Annotated in this window: 12 protein-coding genes and 2 pseudogenes; 6 read left to right on the top strand and 8 right to left on the bottom strand. The window is 69.7% G+C overall.

Annotation, left to right across the window (positions count from 1 at the left end):
* Positions 1 to 119: 119 nt before the first annotated feature.
* Positions 120 to 2,525: a winged helix-turn-helix domain-containing protein gene (locus tag ACFYRX_RS45900; RefSeq protein ID WP_389113281.1), complete on the top strand. Its 2,406-nt coding sequence runs from the start codon at positions 120 to 122 to the stop codon at positions 2,523 to 2,525.
* 225 nt (positions 2,526 to 2,750) lie between these two features.
* On the opposite strand, the gene ACFYRX_RS45895 is transcribed toward ACFYRX_RS45900, so the two are convergent.
* Together ACFYRX_RS45895 and ACFYRX_RS45890 are read right to left on the bottom strand one after the other, a co-directional pair.
* Entirely contained in the window at positions 2,751 to 4,226 is a 1,476-nt protein-coding gene (locus tag ACFYRX_RS45895; RefSeq protein ID WP_389113279.1) for an RICIN domain-containing protein, read from the bottom strand.
* 76 nt (positions 4,227 to 4,302) lie between these two features.
* The gene (locus ACFYRX_RS45890) at positions 4,303 to 5,241 is read right to left on the bottom strand and encodes a hypothetical protein (RefSeq protein WP_389113277.1); all 939 of its coding nucleotides are present in this window, start codon (positions 5,239 to 5,241) and stop codon (positions 4,303 to 4,305) included.
* A gap of 820 nt (positions 5,242 to 6,061) precedes the next feature.
* Between ACFYRX_RS45890 and ACFYRX_RS45885 the strand changes: the two genes are divergently transcribed.
* The 4 genes and pseudogenes from ACFYRX_RS45885 to ACFYRX_RS45870 form a co-directional block, all read left to right on the top strand.
* Positions 6,062 to 6,400 carry a hypothetical protein gene (locus tag ACFYRX_RS45885; protein WP_389113275.1) on the top strand — a complete coding sequence of 113 codons (339 nt, stop codon included), beginning with the start codon at positions 6,062 to 6,064 and terminating at the stop codon, positions 6,398 to 6,400.
* A 247-nt stretch (positions 6,401 to 6,647) separates the two neighbouring features.
* Complete coding sequence (locus ACFYRX_RS45880) at positions 6,648 to 7,040, top strand: hypothetical protein (protein WP_389113273.1); 393 nt, start codon at positions 6,648 to 6,650, stop codon at positions 7,038 to 7,040.
* A gap of 11 nt (positions 7,041 to 7,051) precedes the next feature.
* Complete coding sequence (locus ACFYRX_RS45875; RefSeq protein WP_389113294.1) at positions 7,052 to 7,720, top strand: nucleotidyl transferase AbiEii/AbiGii toxin family protein; 669 nt, start codon at positions 7,052 to 7,054, stop codon at positions 7,718 to 7,720.
* Positions 7,721 to 8,043: 323 nt separating this feature from the next.
* Positions 8,044 to 8,205: pseudogene (locus ACFYRX_RS45870) on the top strand (CorA family divalent cation transporter); the annotation flags it as partial.
* A 257-nt stretch (positions 8,206 to 8,462) separates the two neighbouring features.
* Here ACFYRX_RS45870 and ACFYRX_RS45865 read toward each other — a convergent pair.
* From ACFYRX_RS45865 to ACFYRX_RS45845, 5 genes are all read right to left on the bottom strand, one after another.
* Entirely contained in the window at positions 8,463 to 8,990 is a 528-nt protein-coding gene (locus tag ACFYRX_RS45865; protein WP_389113295.1) for a hypothetical protein, read from the bottom strand.
* A 29-nt stretch (positions 8,991 to 9,019) separates the two neighbouring features.
* Positions 9,020 to 9,340, bottom strand: a complete 321-nt coding sequence (locus ACFYRX_RS45860; protein ID WP_389113271.1) for a hypothetical protein — start codon at positions 9,338 to 9,340, stop codon at positions 9,020 to 9,022.
* 4 nt (positions 9,341 to 9,344) lie between these two features.
* Complete coding sequence (locus tag ACFYRX_RS45855; RefSeq protein ID WP_389113270.1) at positions 9,345 to 9,893, bottom strand: hypothetical protein; 549 nt, start codon at positions 9,891 to 9,893, stop codon at positions 9,345 to 9,347.
* On the bottom strand, positions 9,890 to 19,465 hold the full coding sequence (locus tag ACFYRX_RS45850; protein ID WP_389113268.1) for a LamG-like jellyroll fold domain-containing protein: 9,576 nt from the start codon (positions 19,463 to 19,465) through the stop codon (positions 9,890 to 9,892). Before ACFYRX_RS45850 ends, ACFYRX_RS45855 begins: the two co-directional genes overlap by 4 nt.
* A gap of 879 nt (positions 19,466 to 20,344) precedes the next feature.
* Entirely contained in the window at positions 20,345 to 20,884 is a 540-nt protein-coding gene (locus ACFYRX_RS45845) for an ATP-binding protein (protein WP_389113266.1), read from the bottom strand.
* Positions 20,885 to 21,003: 119 nt separating this feature from the next.
* Here ACFYRX_RS45845 and ACFYRX_RS45840 point away from each other — a divergent pair, with 119 nt between their 5' ends.
* Positions 21,004 to 21,378 carry an STAS domain-containing protein gene (locus ACFYRX_RS45840; protein ID WP_389113265.1) on the top strand — a complete coding sequence of 125 codons (375 nt, stop codon included), beginning with the start codon at positions 21,004 to 21,006 and terminating at the stop codon, positions 21,376 to 21,378.
* A gap of 11 nt (positions 21,379 to 21,389) precedes the next feature.
* Here the strand turns inward: ACFYRX_RS45840 and ACFYRX_RS45835 are convergent.
* Positions 21,390 to 21,522: pseudogene (locus tag ACFYRX_RS45835) on the bottom strand (serine/threonine-protein phosphatase); the annotation flags it as partial.

The following is a 21,522-nucleotide window of genomic DNA, read 5'->3' as shown; positions in this document are numbered from 1 at the left end:
TTTCCCTCCGGACGTCGCGGAATCCGCCACCCCCGCGCTCACCCGAGCCATCTCTTCCCGTACTGCCCGGACAGTCCGGTGTGGACCGGCGCCGCCCCGCGCTCGAGAGAGAGAACCAGATGACCGCCGCCGGGCACGGGAATCTGCCCGCCGCCTTGACCCATTTCGTGGGCAGGCAGCAGGAGATCGCCGAGATCCGCCGCCTGCTCTGCACACGGCGGTTGGTGACGCTCACCGGCATGGGCGGTGTGGGCAAGACACGGCTGGCACTGGAGGTGTCCGCCGCGGCCCGGGAGTCGTTCCCGGACGGGGTCTGGCTGGTGGACCTCGCCCCGGTGAGCGGCCCCTCAGCGGTGACGGACAGGACGTCCAGCGCGCTGCGGGTGCCCGACCTCGGGGCCCTGCCCGTCCTGGACCGTCTCGCCGGCTACCTGGCCGGACGGCGAGCCCTGCTGGTGCTCGACAACTGTGAGCACCTGATCGACGCCTGCGCCGAACTGGCCACCACGCTCCTGGCAGCCGCTCCCGAACTGCGCATCCTCGCCACCAGCCGTCACATCCTGGACGTCCAGGGCGAGCAGGTGTTCGCCCTCGCGCCGCTGCCGGAGGCCGAGGCGGTGGAGCTCCTGCTGGACCGTGCCACCGCCGTCCGGCCGGACTTCGGCGTCGATGAGGCCGACCGCCCGGGGCTCTCCCGCCTGTGCGCGGACCTGGACGGGCTGCCACTGGCGATCGAGCTGGCCGCGTCCCGGCTGCGCACGCTGTCCATCGGACAGCTCACAGAACGGCTGGAGAACCGCTTCGCGCTGCTCACCTGCGCCAGCCGGACGGCACCGGTCCACCACCGCACCCTGCGCGGGGTGATCGACTGGAGCCACGAGCTGTGCACCCCGGCCGAGCGGCTGCTGTGGGACCGCCTGACCGTCTTCGCCGGCGGGTTCAGCCTGGAGGCCGCCGAGGGCATCTGCTCCGGCGACGACATCACCGACGCCGAGGTGCTGGACCTCCTCGACCGGCTGGTCGCCCAGTCCGTCGTCCTGACCTGCGACGTCGACGGTCTGCCGCGCTACCGGCTGCTGTCCACCATCCGGGAGTACGGCCGGGAGCGGCTCAGGGAGTCCGGCGAGCAGGACGAACTGCGCCGCCGCCACCGGGACTTCTTCCTCGCCCTCGCTCACCGCTGGGACCAGAGCTGGTACGGGCCCGGCCAGTCCGAGAAGCTGGCCCGACTGCGCGCCGAGCACGCCAATCTCCTGGCCGCCCTGGACTACGACGGCGATCCGCGGTCCCGGTTCGCCCTGGCCGCCTCGCTGTGCTGGCACTGGTGCGCCGGCGGCTTCCTCAGCGAGGGGCGCCGCCAGTTCGAGCGGGCGTTCGCCGCCTCGCGCGAGCCCAGCCCCGAGCGTGCCCGCGCGCTCCTCGTCGCCGCCTGGGTGGCGCAGACGCAAGGCGACCTGGCGACGGCCGACGGCTGGCTGGACGAGGCCGACGCGCTGGGCGAGTCGTTGGGTGACACTTGGGTGCGGATCAAGGCGAGCGGAATGCGCGGCGTCTCGGCGCACTACCGGGGGCAGTTCGAGGAGGGCATCCGCCGGTACGAGAATGCCTTGTCCGCCGCGACGGCGCTGGGCGACGAGCACGAGGCAACCTCCTGGCGGCTCGCGCTGGTCAGCGTCCAGGCGTACGCCGGCGATCCCCGGGCGACGGAGACCGGCGAACGCGTCGTCGCCGTCTCCGAGGCGAGCGGCGAGCGGTGGGGCCGGGCCCTGACTCTGATGGCCCTGGGCCACGACGCATGGGCCCGCGGTGACCGAGAGAGGACCGAGGCCCTGGTCAGAGCCGCTCTGGAGAGCATGCGGGGTTTCGACGACCACGCGATGGTCGCCACGATGCTGGGGCTGCTCGCCTGGGCCACCGCCGAAGGCGGCACCCACGAGCGGGCCGCCCAACTGCTTGGTGCGGCGGACGCCCTGTGGCGCGACGCGGGCAGCTCGATCTCCGCGTTCGGGCCGCAGATGGCCGAGCAGCACGCGCGGTGCGAACGAGCCGTCATCGACGCGCTGGGCGAGGCGGCGTACACGAAGGCCTTCGCCGAAGGCAGTGCGCACGACACCCCCGGCCGGGCGGTCGACTTCGCCCTGACCGCCGAATCCGACGGTGACACCGAGACCGGGGAGAGCACCCCGCCCGTCCCTGTGAAGCCCGGCCACCAGCCGCGGGCCGCCGACGACCAGCGGCCCGGCACGTTCCGATTCGGCGACGTGGTCTACTGCACCGCGTCACTGGAGGTGTACCGGAGCGGGGAACGCCTGCACCTGACCACGACCGAGCTGAAGCTGTGGCGCGAGTTCGCCGCCTCCCCCGGGCGGGTGCTCACCCGGGAAGTCCTGCTGGAGCGGGTCTGGGACAGCGCCTGGGCGGGCGACACCCACGTGGTGGACGTGCAGGTGATGCGCCTGCGCACCAAGATCGGCCGAGAGCGGATCGAGACGGTCCGCGGCTTCGGCTACAAGCTGCGCGGCTGAGCCCGGGAAACTCATCGCCCTTCCGACGGACGCCGGTCGCCGTCCCAGGTCGGCCAGTTGCCCCGGGTCGTCGTCGAGCGGGAGCAGCAGGGCCGGCCCCTTCTCGCCGCTTCCACCGCCGGGCTGCGCGACACATGAACCGGCCCGGGTTGCGCACGACAGGTGCGCAACCCGGGCCGGTTCGCCGTCCGTCCGGGCAATGACCGCGGCGGCGACCGCCACTCGTCAGCTGATCGGAGTCAGCTGCCAGAGCTCGTCGTCGGCCCCGTTGTCGGTGTTCTGGAGCGCGCTCGCTCCGGGGTCGGTCGAGGCTCCGTCGATGTCCAACGCGAGCCCGCTGCGCACGTTGACCAGCTTGACGTAGCCGTGGTCGGCGTCGACCACCTTCCACAGGTGGTCGTCGTGGCCGTCGTCGTTCCATTGCACGACGCCGGCGCCCGCGCTGTCGGAGCCGCCGGCGATGCCGAGCAGCAGGCCGCTGTTGACGTTCTTGAGCTTGTACTGGTTGTTGCCGGCGGAGATCAGTCGCCACTGCTGGTTGGTGGTGGCGTCCGCGCTCTGCTGCTTGACCGTACCGCCGTCCGTGGTGGATGCGCCGTCGATCCCCAGGTCGAGGTTGCTTTTCTTGTTGACGATCTGGATCGCCGGGGCCGTCTGGCTGGCGATGACGACCTGGTTGGGGTAGGCGGCCACCAGCGGGTCGGTGACCGAGGAGGGGGCGTCGGTGCTCACCACGATCCGGTCGGTCATCCCGTCGTAGTGGGCGGCGGCGTAGTAGAACTTCGAGCCTTCTGGCTCGATCTGCGCGATGGCGGCGGCGATGATCTCCTGTACCTTCGCGGCGGTGAACTTGACGCTGCGGGCGGTGGTCGGGGTGGGCCAACTGGTCGGGGTGTTGCCCTTGGAGTCGGTCCAATGCTGCGGGATCTGCAGGTTGTTGATGTCACCGGCGTAGTCGGACGGGAAGACCATCGCCGGGCCGTTCTTCGGGTCCTGGAAGGCGCCCAGGGCGCAGTTGTAGTCGCCCAGGGCCTGCAACTGCTCGCTCGCCGCGGTCGCGCCGGCGGTGTTGCCGGGGTTGGACGTGAGCGAGTCCTGCGGCGTGCACGTGACGGGCGGGGTGGTGTTCGCGGGCGGGCCCTGGATGACGACCTGGCCGGGGTACTGGGCGGCCAGCGGGTCGGTGATGGACGAGGGGGCGTTGGTCTGCGCGATCACCCGGTCGCTCGCGCCGTCGTAGGTGACGGCCAGGGAGTAGGTGGTGTCGGCGTTGGGCTGGATGGCGTTGGCGACAGCGTTCTGCACGCTGTTGAGCTGGTCCTGCGTGAACGCGGCGCTTTTGGCTGTCGCGGGGGTGGGCCAACCGGTCGGCGTGGCGCCTGTGGAATCGGTCCAGTCGCTCGGGTGTTTCAGGTTGTTGATGTCACCGGTGTAGTCGGACGGGAAGATGATCGTCGGGCCGCTTGTCGGGTCGTCGAACGCGGTCAGGCCGCCGTTGTAGCCCGCGAGTTCCTGAACCTCCTCCCAGTCGGAACCTGTGGCGGTGGCGGTGGCGGGGGCGGTGTCGGCCTGTGCGGACGCGGTCGGCAGCAGCGACCCGCCCGCCAGCAGAAGCGGCAGGAGGGCGAGCAGGGCGGAGCGCGGCCGTACTCGCGGCGCGGAGCGCGTGCGGTGCGGCGCTGTCGACGCGTCGTTCAACATGGTCTTCCTTGGGTCCGAGGGGCGGGCGATCACGGCGGCGTCCACGTGGCCGGTTGTGTCGGGAGTCGAGCCGGTTTCAGCCATGGTCGTCAGCGCCCCTGCACCGGGTGATTGCACTGCAGCCGCGGGTATACGGGTTCGCCGGGGGCACGGGCACGTTGAGGTAGGTCTTCCAGTCGAAGTGGGCGCCCGGGTCGGCGGCCGGGTCATAGGTGACCCGCGCCTGGCCATGGGCGGGATTGCCCATGAAGCGGTCGTACCTGAACGTCTGAGACCTGAAGTCGATCCTGCCGTTGTTGTCCACTTGCGCCCTCATGCGGTACACGCGCACGCCGATGACCGCAGTGTTCGGGATGTGGTGGATGTACGCCCACTCCTGCTGGCTCGCGTAGCGCCCCAGCGTGGCGTCTCCGCGCACCTGGTCGGGGATGTACAGGGCGTTTCGTGCCATGTGGGAATCGATGACGTACACGTAGCTGTCCGCCTCCACCCATCTGTTGGCGCACTGACCGGTCAGGGTCCAGCCCATCCCCGGAAAGGGAGTCCACTGCGCAACCGGGCGGCCGGTCCGGCAATTGGGCTGCGCCGCCATCGAGTCGAGATTGCGGCCACCCTGGCTACGGGCGAAGACTTCCGACTGCGACAGATCCGCGCTCGTGGAGACGTAGCCGCTGCTGGCGCTGTTGCCGCCTTGCACGTGACGCCGGATGTCGTAGTCGCCGCCGATCGCCGTGAAGCCGTTGTTAAAGATCTCGTACGGCGACCGCGAGTCCCCGCGGTACACCTCGGACGGCAACTGCCGTTCGTTGACCGTGTCGTTGTTGGAAATGTTGGAACACGAGGAGGAGTTGCCGAAGCCTCGCGGGCAGTCCCAGAACCCTGCCGCGCTCGCCGGGCTGGTCGAGGCGACGGCCTGGGTCAGGATGATCGCGACGGCGGCGAGGAACGCCGCGAGTGCTGATATCCGGTAGCGCATCCGCCATATGGGCAGACGCGTTGCTGCTCGATTGAACATGAGCTCTCCGTGTCGGGGAGTGGTTGCGGCCGTGCCACACTGCACGCGCCGGTTGGAGTGCGAGAGCGGCCGTCCTGGGATGGGTAGGGCCGATGACGCCGGCCCCGGCGGCCACTGCGGGTGACCGGATCGGGGCGTCCCGTGAAGGACGGTGGTGGTGTGGCGACCCAGCAGGGATCTCAGGGGCTTTGCCGGGGCGTCGTGTTCGTTGGCGCTCACCCCCTGAGGGGGGTTGTCGCACGTCTGGGTGCAGGCACCGGGGGGCGACTGGGCGAACGCGCCGCCGGCTTCGGCAGCCGTACCTCCCAGCAGGGCGAGCAGCACGCTCGCGACGGTCAGTCTTCGGCGGCGACCGCGGATCGGGGGCTTCCTGCGGCGTTCCGCGTCAGACGCAGGGCTCTAGTCAAGGGCGGCGGACATCAGGTGCTCCCTGGCTCGTTCGAGTGTGGCCCGGGGCCGTCTCGCCCCGATGCCGACAGGAAACCGGCCGTCCGTATCAGTGGGCTCTCAGTCGGCTCACAGCTGCCTGACAGACGGAACTGATACTCGGTCGTGAGAAAGCCGGGCGTCCGCGGGATCAGGGTCGCCGGTCCGGGCGTCCTCACCTGCCTCGGCCGGCCTACGAGCCGACCGGAGGACCGGGCCCGCCACCTGTCCGGCAAGCCGGTGGGGCGGTCACCGATAGCGCGGTGGCGAGGGAGTCCGGATCAGGCGTCACCACCCGTCCTCGGACTCCCCCGCTTCATGGCATACGCGCCGGCGAGCCCCCTGGCGTCAGCCATCCAGCCGAAGCGGGCGTGCCGGAGCCACTCATCTCGACATGCGGTCGGCCACCACGCGCCAGGGAAGCCGACGCTTCTCTGCCGGCATCACCCATGCGGCCACCGACAGCATCCAGGACGCCGCGTACACACTGCTCGGCATCCCGTTCGTCGGCACCGACCATGTCTTCCGACTCAACGGAACACGCGTGGAGGCATTCTCCGGAGTCCACGCCGACCTCTTCACCCACCTGAGCCGCGGCCATCTGCAGCAATACCGCAGCGATGTCCACGCTCTGCGCACCAAGTGGCCTGCGGACACCTGGGACGAGGAGGGGAACGGTCCCGTGTCGATACACCAGGATGGCTCGGTCCTAGCCATGCACCTGTTGCCCTGACCACTCTTCGTGACCGTGGAAAGTCGTCGAAGGAGCCTCCCGCCATGTTCCATCGACCGCTGGGGAGAATCCGGGGAGAATCGGCCGGCGACACGGGCCCTGCGTCGGCGACTCCATCCCTATCCCGTTCCCCACCAAGCCTGTCGCCGAGCGCCGTTGCCCCATCTGCAACGGACACAGACAGTGACATTGACTCCTTGATTGAAGCCACAAGCCCCCGACCCTGCCCTGCCGCCATAATGGAGACATGGCCTCCCACCCCCAGCACACCGGAGCCGGGCCGAGGAACCTCTCTGGCGCAGACGCCGAGGACCTCGCGCTGTACCGGGAAAAGTTCCGGCGCCGTCTACCGGAGTCACTGGACGAACTGCACGGGCCGACCCACGCCGTCGTGGAGCTGCCGCTGCACCTGGCATGGTCCGGGATGACCTCGTACAACCTGGACAACCCTCGCCAGCGCATGGGCCTGTACCGCACCGTCCTGCACGAGGGCCTCCACGACGACCTGCCCCGCTACCTCAACCGGGATCTGCTCCTCCAGCTGTGGCCCGTGCTGCGCACCCTCGTCGGCCGCACCGTGCGCACCGTGTGGGAGGACGCCTTCCCCGAGTTGGCTCCCCGCACCCGGGCAGCCGCGTGACCGAGACCGACATGCCGGAGCTGCACACGCGGCTCCTGGCGGATGTGATCGCCCTCGGCTCGCCGTATCCCCTCGTTCTCACCGGCGGGTACGCCGTGCGGGCGCACCGCCTTGTGAACCGCCCCAGCCAGGATCTGGACCTCGCCACCGAAAACCCGGCGCCCATGGCCGACATCGCGGCCGCACTCTGTAGCGGTCTGACAGCCCGAGGCTGGAAGGTGCAGGCGCTGGAGACTGCCCCACTGTCCGCTCGCTTCACCGTAACGGACCCCGCCACCGGGCAGGAATGCGAAGTCGACATCCTCAAGGAAATCTTCTGGCGGCCCGTCGCCCGGAGCCCGTACGGGCCTGTCCTCGCCGAGGAGGACGTGATCGGGACCAAGGTCCGTGCCCTCGCCGATCGCGGGGCGCCCCGCGATCTGATCGACGTGTTCGCCGCTTCCCGCCGCTGGACAAATGCCGAGCTCGAGGAGTTCGGCCGCCGCCACGCCCGTGGCCGCTTCGAGCGCGAGGACCTCCAGGCGAACCTCACCGGCGCCGAGTGGACCGACGACGAAGCCTTCACCGCTTATGGCCTCGACGATGCCACGATCAGCGCTCTGCGTACGTGGGCCGTGGAGTGGGCCGACGACCTCGCGGGCCGCCTCCTCGAAGAGCTCGATGACCCCGACATAGACTGAACACAGCCAGGCGAGACTGCATCTGGCAGAGACTCCCTTGCCTGCAGATCAGTTGCGGAGCGGAAGGCCATTCCTTCAAAGGGCCTTTACCCTCACACCGGCCCGCCGGGTTCGCTCTCCAACGCCATCGCGGGCAGACCATCTTCGAGGGCCCGCCGAACTTCTGCGAGCTGCGACTCGGCACGTTGCAGGGACCAGGCGAACCACACCACAGGTGGACCCCGACAGGCCGATCTCCGGCACGAAGCCTCGAAACGTCCGCCTACCTCCTCTACGGCAAGGCAGCCCGACGCCTACGGAACGCCCGGAGACCACGGCTACGGCGGTGGGCGGCGATTCTGTTCGCGCCGGCGTTGGTGGGGACGATCTACGGGATGAACTTCGACCACATGCCGGAGTTGGGCTGGAGCTTCGGGTGCCCCTTCGCGATCGGGCTGATGGGGGTGGTCTGCGTGAGCCTGTACCTGATTTTCAAGCGGCGCGACCGGTCTGAGTCCCTCTTGCCGAGCTCGGTTGTCACGGATCCGGCCGGAATCGGCTCTGGGGACTCCCCGGTGCAAGCGCGGGCGATCCGGGTGCGCCGGCGTTCCCCGCCGGGGAAGGTGTGCCAGGACTGGTCGGCACGGCCGGTCAGTACGAATTGGACTCACGCGTGCTCGCACCGCCTGGAGGCGGGAGCATCAGCCGCAGCCGGGTCACCGCGGGACGGGACCGGGCCGGTTCCCCTCCGGGAAGCCGCACGTCATGGTCGCTCCCGCCCGCCGATCAGCCCGGCCAGGGCCCGCGCACTCACCGATTCCGGGCCCACCTGCGTCGCCCCCGCCATCGGACGGTCGGCAACGACCGCGAAGCGGACGCCCCGAGGATGTCCGGCGGCGAGCGTCTTCGCAACGGCCGCGCGGGCCCCGGCCCCGGTGGAGACGATGGTCGAACAGCGCAGTTGTACCAGGGTGTTGACGTAGGTCGCGCCGTCCGCTTCGGCCGGGAGACGGTAGCGCTGCACGACCACGCTCGACGTACCGCCCCCGGCCAGCTGTCGCATCGCCGCCCACGTCCTCGCGACGCCCGGATCCGAGTCGGTGGACGTCAACAGACAGGCCCGGGTGGCGGTGTCGACATGGGAGACCGGCTGAGGTGGGCGGGCAGCCGTAGGGTCGGAGCCGAGCAGCCACACCAGAACGCCGACCACACCCGCCGCAGTGGCGGCGGCGGCACCGAGCAAGGTCCACAGCCGAGGCCGGGAGAGATGACGTGCGGACGTCGCGGTCACGTGTTTCCTCTGCTCCACGAGTGCCGAGTTCAGTTCAGGGATGCGAAGTACGGGCGGTCGGGCGCGAGGTCGTGGGACCGCCACTCGCCGAACGTCATCGCGTGCAGGGTCCAGGCCGGGCTGTCGAGTTCCACCACCACGACCCGCCGAGGGAGGTTGTGCAGAAGGTGACCGGCGGGATGCTCCGGACAGAGCCGACCGTTGGTTTCGACCGACCCGTAGGCATCCACGACCTCACGAAAGTCCGCCGGGAACTCGATGCCGAACTCCCGCTCCACTTCGATCCACGGCGCCGGGTCCGTCCAGTTGAATCCGGGCGGCCCCAACAGGGTCCGAATCTCCGCTGTCACCCTGTCAAAATCCCTCAAGGTCGCCATCCTCGTCGAGCAGACGCGCCTCTTCTTCCCGCCATGACACGAACGTGGCCGGAAACTCCAGCTCAGCACCGAGCGGCGGACGGATCTCCCGTCGCACCAGGCGGAGCAGGAACTCCGCCATTCCCATGTCGTACCGGTGCTCCCCGCGGCGGTTCCTGGGCCGGAAGACCACGCGCCACTCATCGGGCTCCCCCACGCACGTCCACAGGAAGTCGTCACCGGCTTCGTTCGACGCCCAGGTCAACGTCCCGTCCTCCGGCGGCCACTCGATTCCGTGGAGCAGGTGGTCGTCATAGGGGTAGCCGTCGAAAGGAGGCGTGAGGATGCCGATCGAGTCGCTGATGGCGCCCAGCCCGTACACCGCCACGAAATCGCGGTAGTCGCCCGGCAGTTCCCAGCCCGACTCGGCGCGCAACGCGTCCCAGTCGACGGCGTCGCCGCCACCGGCGGGCGGCCGCATGACGCGGCCCAGTTCTTCGACAGCCCAGTGCATGGTGTCCTCGGGTCGATCGGGATCGTCGGTCATGAGGTGGGGACGTCCCGGCCGGTGCGGGAGTCCACCACCGTGCCGAGGTTGCGCCAGCCCCGTGGCGTGTTCATCAGGTTGGGCACATCGCGCGCGGTGGTTCCGACGAGGTTTCCTTCTCTGTCCCACGCCGTGGCCGTCATCACATACGACTCCGGCGTGACTCGACTGCCCTGATAGGTCGGGTGCACCGAGTAGAGGACGGTCTCACCCGCCGCCACCTGCTCCTGGACCTGGTTCTCGAATTGAACCATGTTGTCCATGGCTCCCAGGCCGCCCCGCTTCGGGTAGGCGTTGGCGTCGCGGCCGCAGGTGGACAGGTTGCTCAGGTCGGTTCCGGACCCGGAGAGCTGGCTGCCGAGCAGGTGGCAGTTGTTCACCGACACCCTGGGCACGGCACCGAGATGCCGGGCGTACCGCTGGGCCCATGTGTAGCCGGGCGGACGGATGTCCCTGGTCGTCTCCGACCCCGGATGGTCCTCCAGATACTGCTGGGTCAGGCACGCCGTGACGCCTTGGGCCCGGTTGCCGTGCGAGGCGTCGGTGTCCTCGGCGTCGACCCACCCGGCACCGTTCCTCGCACACGTCGACGACTCCTCGTCGTGGGGAGCGCAGGCGCCCGTGACCATGCAGGCGGCGGCGGTCGTGAGCCCTGCCGCGGCCGCCGCGGCCGCGTTGAGCACCGAGTTGCCGATGTTGATCCTGACGGTCGGCGGCTCGGCGGCCGCCGAGATCGAGTGGACCTTCAGATGCGCCTTGCCGATCGACGCCGTGATCTTGATGGCGTGGGCGCGGATCGCCGCGCGGCGGGCGGCCTCCGCGGCGGCGGCTGCCGCTGCGGCGGCCCGGGCGGCGGCCGCGGCCTCGGCCGCGCTGACACCGCCGCCACCACCACCGCCACCGCAATAACCGCAGTAACCGCTGCCGCCTCCACCCCCACCTCCGCCGCCGCCCCCGGAGGACCGGCTGCCGCTGCTGGTGCGCGTGTGGTCGTAGTGCTGCTGGCAGGACATCGACCAGACCTCGGCGCACATGCCGTAACTGCTCGTCGCGGCGCTGGAGTGGCTCGCGGCGGACGAGGAGGCGTGGCTGTGGGACGAGGAGCTGGAGGAACTCCAGGAGGACAGCGAACTCAAGCCGTCGGAGATGCTCCTGGACACGCTGGAGCAGTACGCGATGCAGGCGCCGATCAGGGCCGTGCCCAGAAGGTAGGCGCCCTCCGCCTCACCGATGCACGCGTCCCAGAAGCAGTGTCCGCTGGGGTCGGTCCTGGTCAGTGGATCGTCACCGACGTACGCGTACGGGTTGGCGTCCGCGCTCTCGCCCACCGCCGAGTTCTCCATCGTGTCGGCGGAACCGAAGCTCCCGGTCCCCGGCGTGTACCAGCGGGCGTGCATGTTCACGTCGCCGGTGCTCGCGTCCGTGAACTCGCCCTGGTAGCCGACGGTCCCGGTGAGCGTGGAGGCGAGGGGCGTGCCCCACGGGTCGTAGCTCGCGGAACCGGTCAGCGCGGTGCCGGTGGCGGTGAACTGGCCGATGAGGTCGTCGTGCAGGCCGGTCAGGGCGAGGGTGGCCCCGCTCGCCGAGGACTCGCCGGTGAGGGCGCCGGAGGGGTCCCGGCTGTAGGCCGTGGTGCCGTCGGAGGAGAGGAGGTTGGCGGTTCCGGAGTAGGAGAGGTGCGTCGAGCCGACCGTGACGGCGCGGCCCAGCGCGTCGTAGGTGTAGGACGTGGATCCGGCGGTGACCTGCTGGCCGTAGGCGTCGAAGGTGTACGCCGTCGAGTCCTTCGAAGCGAGCGTGCCCCGGGCCGTGTAGGCGTAGGTGTGCGTCCCGTCCGAGGTCAGCTGGTCGCGCGCGTTGTACGTGTACGTCGTCGAGCCGGCCGTCAGCCGGTTGCCGTCGGCGTCGTAGGTGTAGCCGGTGGTCGTGGAGCCGGTGGTCCAGGAGGTGAGGCGGTTCGCGTGGTCGTAGGCGTAGGTGTTGGCGGAGGCGCCCTGCACCCCGGTCGTGGTCTTGCCGGTGAGGTTGCTGTTGTCGTCCCAGTCGTAGGCGACCGAGGCGACGGTGGCGCCGGAGGCGGTGGCGAGCGTGTCGGTCTTCTCACGGTGCAGGGCGTCGTAGCCGAAGGTGCGTACGTCGCCCGAGCCGCCGTAGGTGACCGTCCTGGGCTGGGACAGGCTGTTGTAGCCGTACGTCAGTGTCGTGCCGGTCGCCGCGTCCGTGTCGGTGCTGAGCCGGCCGTCGCTGTCGTAGGTGTAGGTGCTGGTGCCGGAGGCGTCGGTGTGCGTGAGCGGGGACTCGTCGGCGTTGTAGCTGAAGGATGAGCTGCCGGCCTGGCCGGAGGTGCTCAGGATGTCGCCGAGGGAGTTGGTGTCGTAGTACTCCCAGGTGTCGCCGACGGCCGACGCCACCAGGTCCCCGGTGAGGGAGTACTGGAAGGCGCGGGTGGCGGTGGGGGCGTCGGCTCCCGAGGCGCTCTGTCCGGTGAGGTCGTCGAGGGCGTCGTAGGTGTTGGTCGTCGTGACACCGCCGGGGTCGGTCTGCGTCACGAGGCGTCCGCGCTCGTCGTAGGTGTAGCCGGTGGTCCGGTCGGCGGTGGAGGTGTAGCCGGAGACGGCCGGGATCTCCTTGCTCGCGGGCAGGCCGAGCGCGTTGTACGTGTAGTAGGTGGTGTCGCCGTTGCCGTCGGTGTAGGCGGTCCGGTGTCCTGCGGCGTCGTAGCCGTACCGGGTGGTGATGGAGGCGCTGTCGCTGACCGGCTCGGTCTGCTGGGTGAGGTCGCCGAGGGCGTCGTACGCGTAACTCGTCGTGTGGTGGCGGGCGTCGGTGGCGGTCTTCAGAAGACCGTTGTCCGTGTACGTCGCCGAGGTCGAGGTCAGCGTGGTGCCGGCGGAGTCCAGGTTCGCGGTGGCGGTCCTGCGGCCGGCCGCGTCGTACCCTGCCGTCTGCGCGGTCTGGTCCGGCAGGAGCGTCTTGGTGAGGTCACCGCGCAGGTCGTAGGTGTACGTGGTGGTGTCGCCGGTGGTGTCGGCGGCCGTGTGGGTGCGGCCCAGGGCGTCGTAGGTGTACTTCGCGGCGGTCCCGCTGACGGAGGCGGTCTGCGCGACCAGTCCGGCGCTGTTGTACGTGCTGTCGGTCTCCTGCTTCGTCTGGGTGCCGGCCGAGGTGTACACGTACGCCCAGGTGCTGTTCGCGCGACCGAGGTCGTCGTAGGTGTGGTGGGTGACGGCGCCGTACGGCGAGGTCTCGGTGAGGCTGTTGCCCGCGAGGTCGTAGGAGGAGGTGACCGTGCCGCGGGTGGCGGTGCCGGAGACCGTGATCGCCGGATCGGTCTGCTCGACCAGGTCGCCCAGCTGGTCGTAGGAGTAGTCGGTCTCTCCCTTGGCGTCGGTCTGGCCGAGGACGTCGCCCTCGGCGTCGTAGGTCCAGGTGGTGGTGGCCGAAGTGCCGTTGTACGACGGCAGGGTGGTGCCCGTCCTTCGGCCGTCGCGGTCGTAGGCGGTGGCGGTGATGTGGCCCTTGGGGTCCTCGGCCTCGGTGCGGTCGCCGAAGGTGTCGTAGCCGTCGAGGGTCACCGGGTAGACGTCGGCGGTCGCGCCCGTGCCGGGAGTGGTCTCCGTGATCGCCGGGCCGGTCGTCCTGGTGAGGCGGCCGGCCTCGTCGTTGGCGTAGGAGGTGACCTGGTTCTGCGCGTCGGTCGAGGTGACCTTCAGACCGCGGTCGTCGTAGGTCGCCTTCGTGGTGAGGGTGAGGGAGCTGTCGACGTACTGGGCGGCGGACATCGGGTCGCCTGCCGCGTCGTAGGCGTACGTCCACTTCTGGGCGGGGTTCCCGGCCGCGTCGGTCTGCGCGGAGGTCAGGACGCGGGAGTCGGCGTCGAAGGTGTACGCGGTGCTCTGGACCAGTTTGCCCGGGTCGGCCGTGGTGGCGGTGGTGCGGTCTGCGGCGTCCACGGTGTATGTCGTGGTGAGGGTGCCGTTGGCGGTGGTCCTGGCGGTGAGGTTGCCCGCGTCGTCGTAGGTGTCCTGCTCGTCGACGTAGGTGGTGCCGGAGGAGCCGGTGCGGGTGGACTGCTCGACGAGGCCGTTGTCGTAGTAGGCGTAGGTGGTGGTGACCTCGATCGCGTCGGTGACCGTGTGCAGCCGCCCGCCCTCGTCGTAGGTCCGCGTCTCCAGCAGCTTGGCGGCCGGGGCGTCGGCGGTGTCGTCCGAGCCGGTGTAGTTGGTCAACGTGGTGGTCATTGGACTGCCGTTGGCGTCGTACGTGTACGCGTACACCTGGCCGTCGGGATCGGTCTCACCCGTCTTGTTGCCGTAACTGTCGTAGGTGTACGAGGTCCTGTACTGCTCGGGGTCGGTGACGGTCTTGAGCTGTCCGAAGTCGTCGTACGTACGGGACGTCGTGCGGGTGGTGTCCCCGCCGGTGGTGTCGGAGACGGCCGTGCTCAGTGTGTTGCCGTCCGCGTCATAGGAGTTGGTCGTCAGGGCGGTGTGGACGACGGCCTGGTTCACGGCGTTCGTGGTGCCGGGATCCAGCTCGGTGAGCGTCCTGCCGAGGGCGTCGTAGGAGTAGCGGGTGACCAGGCCCGCGGGGTAGGTGTCGGAGACCTCGGTCTTCGTGAGCACCCGGCCGACGGAGTCGTAGGTGAAGCGGGTGATCAGACCGAGCGGTGAAGTCTCCTGCGCCAGATCGCCGTTCGCGTAGTAGAGGTACGACGTCACCGCGCCGCCCGGTGTGGTCGTGGACGCGAGCAGACCCGCCGGGGCGACGGTCCCGGAGACGTAACCGGCCGTACTGGAGGAGGTGTAGGTCTTCTTCGTCGCCAGGCCGGCGCTGTGGCCGGTGACGGCCGGCGAGGTCGAGGTCAGCGGATTGCCGTTGGTGTCATAGGTGTTGACGGTCCGGTAGGTGGCGTCCGTCGAGCTCGACGACCGTCCGTCGGACGAGGTGAGCAACTGGTCGTTGCGCGGGTCCGTGTCGGAGTCGGCGTTCAGGTAGTAGGTGAAGTACGACGTCGAGCATTTGGAGGACGACTGGTCCTGGCACGTGGTGCGGGAGACCACGTCACCACGGGAGTTGTGGCCGGTCGTGGTCACATCGCCGTTGCCGTCGGTCGTCGTGTAGAGGAAGCCCGAGGTGTCGTAGCCGTAGGAGGTGATGGCCCCCGTGCCGTCCGTGTCGGTCAGCATCCGGCCGCCGTTGGACAGGTCGTAGGTGCTGGTCAGCGTCTTCTGCCCCGGGTCCGTCACCGCCACGGACTCCGTGGCGACAGTGCCCGTGGACTGCTTGTAGGCGTTCCACTGGGTCGCGACCTGAGCGGACGTCAGATTGTGGTCGTAGAAGGCGGCTTCCGCGATCGATCCCTTGAAGTGGCTCACCTCGCCCGGGGAGTCGAGCCAGCTCTTGGCGAACCCCGCGCCGATGTAGGTGTACGCGTTGGACTGGTCGTTCGGCGTGCCGGAGAAGGTGTCCTGCTTGGTGCCGTCGAGGAACAGTGCCTGGCTGTCGTTGTCGCAGCTGAGCACCGCGTAGTGCCAGGCGTTGTCCGTGACCGTCCCCGTGGAACCGAAGTCGGAGCTGCCGGAACCGCTCACGCTCCACCAGTGACCGCGCAGCTTGCCGTCCGAACCCACGTACAGCACCGGCGTCCAGGTACCGGAGGCCGCCGTGGCTCCGTCGATCGCCACCGACTGGTCACCGACCAGCACACCGGAGGTGGAGGTCTTGAACCAGATGCCCACCGAGCGCTTGGTGCCGGAGTGCAGCAGCTCGGGCGGGACGGAGACATAGGAGTCGGTGCCGTCGAAGGAGGCGGCGGTGCTCGCCGTGCTGTCCTTCGCGCTGAAGGGCCCGCTGACGCCGAGGGTGACGTTGTTGAACGTGCCGTCGCCGCCGTTGACCTCGTCGGCCGCGTAGGTCGCGGACCCGTCGTCGTCGGCGTCGCCGAGTTGCCAGTACCCGGCGGGGTCGGCGCCGAGCACCGTGCCGCGGAAGACGGCGCTGGAGCCGGCCACCGTCGGGGTGCCGAGGTGCCAGATGCCGCCGTGTTCGTCGGTGACGTCGGTCAGCCGGTCGGCCGCGGTGTCGTACGAGACCGCCGAGACGGTACGGCCCGCCGGGCTCGCGGCCTTGGTCAGCAGGGCCGCACTCGCGGTGCCGCTCGCGTACAGGTCGCCGGCCTGCGAGGCGGTGATCGGGTGGCTGTAGAAGGAGACGTCCGCGAGGGAGCCGGTGAAGTAGCTGACGTCGCCCGGGGAGTCGATCCAGGAGGTGGCGAATCCGGCGCCGATGTAGGTGTAGACGTTGTCCTGGTCGTCGGGGGTGCCGGAGAAGGTGTCCTGCTTGGCGCCGTCCAGGTAGAGGGTCTGCGTGGCCCCGTCCGAGCTGAGCACCGCGTGGTGCCAGGTGTTGTCGGTGACGGTGCCGGTGGAGCCGAAGTCGGAGCTGCCTGAACCGCTCACGCTCCACCAGTGGCCGCGCAGCTTGCCGTCCGAACCCACGTACAGCACCGGCGTCCAGGTGCCCGAGGCCGCCGTGCCGCCGACCGCCTTGGACTGGTCGCCGATCAGGACGCCCTTCTTGGACGTCTTGAACCACAGGGAGACCGCGCGGGTGGTGCTGGCGTGCAGCACCCCGGCCGGGACCTTGACGTAGCCGGTGCCGGCGAGGGTCGTGGCGGTGGCCGAGGACCCGGTGAGCGGACCGGCCGTGGAGCCGAGCGTGGCGTTCTTGTAACTGCCCGCATCCGTCTGCTCGTTGGCCAGCACGGAGGAGGCGGCTGTGGTGCTGCCGGAGTCCTCGCCGAGGCGCCAGTAGCCGCTGGGGTCGGCGTCCAGGGCGGCGGAGGGGTAGTTGGAGCCGTTGACGTAGGTGTAGGCGTAGCAGGAGGCCGACGCGGTGGCCGGGCTCGTGGCGGACGGCGGGCAGACCGAGGTGAGCCGGTCGCCGGTGTAGCCGTAGGTCCACAGGGCCGCCGTGGAGGTGTCGCCGCTGGTGGCCGCGTCCGTGGTGACGGTCTGCACATGGTAGTGGGCGGCGCTCGACGGCTTGGCCCAGGTGAGGAACAGGGTGCGCCCGGAGACGTCGTTCTTGACGGTGCTCAGCCGGTGCGAGGAGTCGTAGGTGAGCGTCTCGGTCAGGCCCGCGTGTGTCTTGATCTGCGACAGCAGCCAGATGTTGGTGCCGCCCGAGGTGCCGAAGGTGTACGTCGTGCCCGAGGTCTCGGTCAGCGAGTACCCGGCGGACAGCGCCTTGAAGGTGCCGTAGGTGCCGATCGGCGGGGTGTATCCGGAGGAGGACCAGCCCCAGCGCTGCCGCTTGCCGCCGTCGTCGGTGACGACCACGCTCTTGGAACCGTCGTCGTCCATGACCGCGCGCATGTCCGCGAGCGCCGACCAGCCCGCGCCGAAGGCCCCGGAGGTGCTGGTGTCCAGGGAGTTGTAGGAGCGGGTCACGTCCAGGGACGGGCCGACGGTGGAGACGGAGGCGTCGGTGGCGGCCGTGGTGAAGTTCCCGGCTTCCTCGTCGTAGCCGTGCCCGCCGTTCTGCGCGAGGCGGGAGGCGATCAGGGGCTGTGCCACCAGGGTGGACAGGGCCTGGGTGGCGCTGGTCGTGGTGGACCAGCCGTCGTTCGCGGAGACCGTCCAGTAGTACGACTTCGACCAGTCCAAGTCACCTGACGGCACGGTCCACTTGGTGGAGGTCTGCCAGCCGGAGGTGTCGATCTGCGTACCGGAGGAGGAGTAGACCGCGAAGTCGTATTTGAGCGGGGTGGTGGGCCAGGAGTCCGGGTCGACCGCCTTGACCTGGAGCTGCGGGCGCAGTGAGGGGGAGGTGAAGTTCGCCTTGGGATAGGTGTGTTCGATGTCCGGGGCGGAGTTCTTGCTGTACGTCACCGTGATGTAGGGGGCGTGGCTGTCGACCTGGTCGGAGTCGAACTTCTTCCACTGGTTGGAGTTGGTCGCCGAAGTGAACACGGACAGGCCGTAGTTGCTGGTCTGACCCAGGGCGATCTTCTGGAACCAGTCGGTGTCCAGGTCGGTGGTCTGCCACTGGCCGGTACCGGTGGACACCGAGGTGTTCCCGCACACCGTGCCGGAGACCGTGCCCGCCCAGGTGCCTATGGCGGCGGCCGTCGCGGGCCGGTCCGACCAGGACTTCTGGCCGGTCACCCACCACTGCTCGGTGATCGGGTACACGCTGTACGAGGTGGACGAACTGCACGTGTACGCCCACACGTTGAACAGATGCAGATCGGCGTCGGTGATGTGGTAGCCGTCGGTGTCCGGCAGTCCGAGGAACTTCATGAACGCCTGGCCGATGTACGAGCCGCCGTCCGGGGTGCCGACGCGCAGGATCGTGTCCGAGGAGTAGTCGGCGGTGTTCGGGTAGTACACGTACGTCGTCAGGGTCTGCCCGGCGGTGGTCACCGTCATCGTCGGGTCCACGGTGACGGGGAAGGCGATGTCGGAACCGGCGAGCCAGGAGGGGTCCAGCGTCATCTTCACGGCGGGGGTGCCGTCGACCTCGGTGACGCTGTAGCTCATGGCCCAGTTGTCGTGCGACTCGCCGGTCGTGGGGTCGACGTGGGAGTCGCGGGCGAAGGGCTGCGGGAGGGTGGCCATCACCGTGCCGCCAGTGTCGACGAGTTCCACCGTGCCGTCGGAGGCGGTGGTCAGGTTCAGCCCCTTGAGGGTCATCGGGAAGACCCAACTGGTCGGCGCGTTGGCCGAGTTCAGGACCAGGGACTCCTTGACGCCGTCGGCGGTGGGGGTGAGGACGAGGTCGGTGTCGGTGAGGACACCGTCGTAATCGACGGAGGAGCCCGAGGCGGTGCCGGTGACCGCGTCGGCGCCGGCCAGCGACCAGGACACCGACTCGCTGCCGGAGAGGGCCAGGGTGGCCAGGTCGCCCTGGGCGGAGGTGCCGGAGGTGACGGTCGGGCTGGGGCTCGGGGTGTCGTCCGCCGCCGTCTGCCAGGTGAAGGCGGCCGGTTCGACGGATCCGCCGGTCTTCACCGCACCGGTGGCGGGCGCGAAGGACACTCCGAGGGAGTTGGACCGCTCGTGCCAGCGGCCGTCGGAGCGCTTGGCCAGGTCGGTGTCGATGGACTGCCAAGTGCCGGACTTGTCCTGGTAGTTGATCCGGTTCTCGGACATCCTGCGGGTGAAGGACCCGTCGGTGTTCTGGAAGTAGTCGAACTTGGCCCCCGACTTGGCGGCGACACGCTTGCTGGTCCTCGTGTCGAAGCCGACGGGCACCTTGCCGGACAGCGTCCGTTTCGCCGCGGTGCCGCCGGGTGCCCGGTCGGCGGCGAGCTGCCCCTTGCCCTTGCCGGGTGCGCGCCCTGCGGGGTGACCCTTGGCGGGCTTCGCCACGCGGACGTCGGAGGCCGAGCCGGTCTTCGAGCGCGGGCCCGAACCGTCCTTGCCCGCCAGCCACTCCCACAGGTGGCCGAGCCCCGAGCCCACCGACACGGACGGCTTCGTGGCCGCGTAGGCGGCGCCGCCCTCCTGCGCCCAGAAGCCCAGCAGCAACGACATCACGACGATCCACGCACGCCAGCGCGCCACCGGACGCATCGGACCCCCCGTTCTTCGATCACGCGTTCTTGCAGCTGCAAGTTGTAAAAGCCAGGTGAAGGCGGGATCAAGATCCTTTAAGGAATGCGGGGAGAACACACACCGGAACAAGAGGAAACGCACAGCTCGCGACGCGGCGTTCACCTCTATTCGACTTACGGTCCACCTGGGTGAAAGCCGTCTCATTCCATGTCCGAGAGGAGTGCGCCACCGCGAAACGGCCGGGCGCGAGTCGGATTCAGGCCCGACCCTTCTTGATGCCCCGGCGCCACAGCGTCATTTCCAGGGCATCCAGCGAGAGATCGGTGCGCGTGTGGGTCGCGAGCTGCCGTCTCACGGTCATGCGCGAGTACACGTCGAGAACGAATGCCACGTAGAGCCGGCCGGACCAGGTCCGGCGAGCGCCGGGTGGTCGGCTCGGGCAGCGTGGTCGGTCCACGCCCTCCAGGTCGTCCTCGCGCCGCGGCCGGCGGTGGTTCCCGCGGGCGCAGTACGTCTCGCCGGACGCGGCGCGAACGGCACGGATCTTCGGCAGCGGCTGCTCGTCACGCCGGCACTGGGCGGGTCGCGGCGGGCGATGTCTGCCGAGACCGACAGGCGCGGCTTCCGGCAGATGTAGCTGACGGAGGCCCAGTGGGAGAGGCCGAGCCTGCTTCTCCAGCGCACGGACCATGAGATCGACGCCCGCCCATGGTCATCGTGCTCGGACGCGGGACACCACAGTGCCCTCATCGGGCGAACGGGACCACACGCTCCCGCTTCCCGAACGTCCGCTTCCGGCCCGGGCATTGACACCTTTGGCGTGAGCTTCGCCCGGCCAGGTGACCCCCTCCATGGCCGAGCCGCCGCGGGCATCGGGCAGCCCCGTCGCTACGGCACGTCCCGCTCGGCGGTGTCGGTACCAGGGAGGTGGGTCAGGGCGATCCGGGCGGCGATGCGTTTGCCGCCCGTCCGTCGCTGGATGTCGAGGTCCTGGGTGACGGCTCTGACGATCTCCAGGCCGTGCCAGCCCACGCGGCCGGGGTCGGCGGCGTGTGCCGCCGGCGTGCTGGGATTGGTGTCCGAGACGGCGATCTCCACCTGGGCGCCGGTGATGCGCAGTTCCATGCGGACAGGTCCGGGGGCGTATTTGAGGGCGTTGGTGACCAGCTCGCTGACGACGAGCTGGGTCGTGCCCACGGTGTGCTCGGAGACGCCCAGGCCGTGCTCGTCCCGGAGGCGGGTGAGGAAGTCGGCGGCGTGGCGACGGGCCTGGGCGATGCATCCGTCGCCTCCGGCCAGGGCGATACCGACTCGTGTCGGGTCGGCATCGCGCTCGGTACAGTCCCCGTCCTCGGCCTGCGACCCCACCAGCACCACCCGTCCACGTCCCTTCTTCGCCCGCGAGTGCCCGCCGTATCGTGTCCGCATGCATGCCGCGCGCAAGGTTCGGGCATGGTCGACGTGGTCGGCGCAGGCGACCGGCCGGGACAGGGCGGCACAATCGTCCACGGGCGCTGCCCCGGCAGCCCGGGCTCGGATGAGGGGCGGTGGCCGACATTTCGGGAACTGGCCGACCGGAGCGGCTGTCCATCGCACACTCCACTGTCGACGGCATCCGCGTGGTGACTCTGCGCGGAGAGATCGACCAGGATGTCAAGGACTCGCTGACCACGGCACTGTTGTCCCTGGACGGCGCTGAAGACGGACAGGTGCCCCGTGTCGTGGTGGACCTCAGCGACGTGACCTTCCTGGACTCCTCCGGCATCAACGCCTTCGTCCACGTCCACCACCAGGTCAGCGCGGCCCGGGGATGGCTGCGCCTGGCCGCCGCCCAAGAGCCGGTGACACGGGTGGTCCGACTCGTGGGCTTGGACACCGTCATCGGCTGCCACTCCACGGTCGAGCGGGCCCTGCGCTCCTGAGGAGTGGTGGATCAGTGCTGCAGGTCCGGCCCGGTTCCGGCGGATCGTCGGTGGTCGCCGTGCCAGTCCAGGATGAGGACGGTGGCGTCGTCCTTGAGGGTGCCGTGGCAGGCGTCGAGGACGGCGGTGGTCAGGGCGCGGACG

The organism is Streptomyces sp. NPDC005374 (assembly GCF_042872225.1).
Taxonomy (GTDB): Bacteria; Actinomycetota; Actinomycetes; order Streptomycetales; family Streptomycetaceae; genus Streptomyces.
The sequence above is the reverse complement of the archived record's forward strand: the minus strand, read 5'-3'. Positions and strand labels throughout refer to the sequence as shown.

Bases quoted from the DNA above. Each gene is read 5' to 3' on its own strand.
- ACFYRX_RS45875 (WP_389113294.1), top strand. From the start codon at position 7,052: ATGCCGGAGCTGCACACGCGGCTCCTGGCGGATGTGATCGCCCTCGGC.
- ACFYRX_RS45880 (WP_389113273.1), top strand. From the start codon at position 6,648: ATGGCCTCCCACCCCCAGCACACCGGAGCCGGGCCGAGGAACCTCTCT.
- ACFYRX_RS45855 (WP_389113270.1), bottom strand. From the start codon at position 9,893: ATGACCGACGATCCCGATCGACCCGAGGACACCATGCACTGGGCTGTC.
- ACFYRX_RS45890 (WP_389113277.1), bottom strand. From the start codon at position 5,241: ATGTTCAATCGAGCAGCAACGCGTCTGCCCATATGGCGGATGCGCTAC.
- ACFYRX_RS45845 (WP_389113266.1), bottom strand. From the start codon at position 20,884: ATGCGGACACGATACGGCGGGCACTCGCGGGCGAAGAAGGGACGTGGA.
- ACFYRX_RS45885 (WP_389113275.1), top strand. From the start codon at position 6,062: ATGCGGTCGGCCACCACGCGCCAGGGAAGCCGACGCTTCTCTGCCGGC.
- ACFYRX_RS45900 (WP_389113281.1), top strand. From the start codon at position 120: ATGACCGCCGCCGGGCACGGGAATCTGCCCGCCGCCTTGACCCATTTC.
- ACFYRX_RS45895 (WP_389113279.1), bottom strand. From the start codon at position 4,226: ATGTTGAACGACGCGTCGACAGCGCCGCACCGCACGCGCTCCGCGCCG.